This window comes from Aquimarina discodermiae, from assembly GCF_040786235.1.
GTDB lineage: Bacteria > Bacteroidota > Bacteroidia > Flavobacteriales > Flavobacteriaceae > Aquimarina.
The window spans coordinates 1-2273 of sequence record NZ_JBFMKP010000070.1 but is presented as its reverse complement, the minus strand read 5'-3'; the positions used below and the strand labels follow the sequence as shown (position 1 = coordinate 2273).

The following is a 2273-nucleotide window of genomic DNA, read 5'->3' as shown; positions in this document are numbered from 1 at the left end:
TCGATGTGAGCTCTTGGGGGAGATCAGCCTGTTATCCCCGGAGTACCTTTTATCCTTTGAGCGATGGCCCTTCCATGCGGAACCACCGGATCACTATGCTCTACTTTCGTACCTGATCGAGCTGTATCTCTCTCAGTCAAGCTTGCTTATGCCATTGCACTCTACGCACGATTACCAACCGTACTGAGCAAACCTTTAGAAGCCTCCGTTACTCTTTTGGAGGCGACCACCCCAGTCAAACTACCCACCAAGCACTGTCCATCTCGCGATGTTAGGCTTCGAATAAGCAAAGGGTGGTATTTCAACAATGACTCACACACGCCTGGCGACGCATGATCAAAGTCTCCCACCTATCCTACACATTACTTATCCAAAGTCAATACTAAGCTATAGTAAAGGTTCACGGGGTCTTTTCGTCCCACAGCGGGTAACCGGCATCTTCACCGATACTACAATTTCACCGAGCTCATGGCTGAGACAGTGTCCAGATCGTTGCACCATTCGTGCAGGTCGGAACTTACCCGACAAGGAATTTCGCTACCTTAGGACCGTTATAGTTACGGCCGCCGTTTACCGGGGCTTCAATTCAGATCTTCGCCGAAGCTAAACCCTCCTCTTAACCTTCCGGCACCGGGCAGGTGTCAGGCCATATACATCATATTTCTATTTAGCATAGCCCTGTGTTTTTGATAAACAGTCGCCTGGACCTATTCACTGCGGCCCCGCCGAAGCGGGGCGACCCTTCTCCCGAAGTTACGGGTCGATTTTGCCTAGTTCCTTAGCCATGAATCTCTCGAGCACCTTAGAATTCTCATCCCAACTACCTGTGTCGGTTTACGGTACGGGCTGCTTCACTTGCTTTTCTTGGAAGTCGATTCGCTAGATTATCACCTCGGCCGTAGCCTTAGTGTACTATCGCCGTGTTACCACTGGCTTCAACGCACATTTCCGTCAGTGCGCACTAACTTCTCGCCTCCGTCACTTTTAGCGTGAGCAGGTACAGGAATATTAACCTGTTGTCCATCCACTACCCCTTTCGGGTTCGCGTTAGGCCCCGACTAACCCTCAGCTGATTAGCATAGCTGAGGAAACCTTAGTCTTTCGGTGTGCGGGTTTCTCGCCCGCATTATCGTTACTTATGCCTACATTTTCTTTTGTAGCTGCTCCAGCAAGAATCGCCTCTCACCTTCAACGCCACTACAATGCTCCCCTACCACTTCTTAAGAAGTCCATAGCTTCGGTAATATGCTTATGCCCGATTATTATCCATGCCGGATCGCTCGACTAGTGAGCTGTTACGCACTCTTTAAATGAATGGCTGCTTCCAAGCCAACATCCTAGCTGTCTAAGCAATCCAACCGCGTTTTTTCAACTTAGCATATATTTTGGGACCTTAGCTGATAGTCTGGGTTCTTTCCCTCTCGGACATGGACCTTAGCACCCATGCCCTCACTGCTGATTAACATTTTATAGCATTCGGAGTTTGTCAGGAATTGGTAGGCGGTGAAGCCCCCGCATCCAATCAGTAGCTCTACCTCTATAAAACTATAAATCAACGCTGCACCTAAATGCATTTCGGGGAGTACGAGCTATTTCCGAGTTTGATTGGCCTTTCACCCCTACCCTCAGGTCATCCCAAGACTTTTCAACGTCAACGGGTTCGGTCCTCCACTTTGGATTAACAAAGCTTCAACCTGCCCAAGGGTAGATCACACGGTTTCGCGTCTACTACTACTAACTATAACGCCCTATTCAGACTCGCTTTCGCTACGGCTCCGATCCTAAAAAATCTTAACCTTGCTAGTAAAAGTAACTCGTAGGCTCATTATGCAAAAGGCACGCCGTCACACATAAATGCGCTCCGACCGCTTGTAAGCGTATGGTTTCAGGATCTATTTCACTCCCTTATTCAGGGTTCTTTTCACCTTTCCCTCACGGTACTGGTTCACTATCGGTCTCTCAGGAGTATTTAGCCTTAACGGATGGTCCCGCCAGATTCATACAGGGTTACACGTGCCCCGCACTACTCAGGATACTACTAAATCTATGCGCTTTACTTATACCAGGCTATCACTGTCTATGGCTCCTCTTTCCAAAGGATTCTAATTCATTACATATCTTATATTGTAGTCCTACAACCCCTAGCATGCCGTAACATACTAGGTTTGGGCTAATCCGCGTTCGCTCGCCACTACTAACGGAATCACTTTTGTTTTCTTCTCCTCCGGGTACTTAGATGTTTCAGTTCTCCGGGTTCGCCTCCTCGAAAGGAT

The 2273-nt window shown here is 48.4% G+C and carries 1 rRNA gene; it reads right to left on the bottom strand.

The window, feature by feature from the left end:
* Positions 1 to 2273 (bottom strand): 23S ribosomal RNA (locus ABW636_RS22545); the annotation flags it as partial.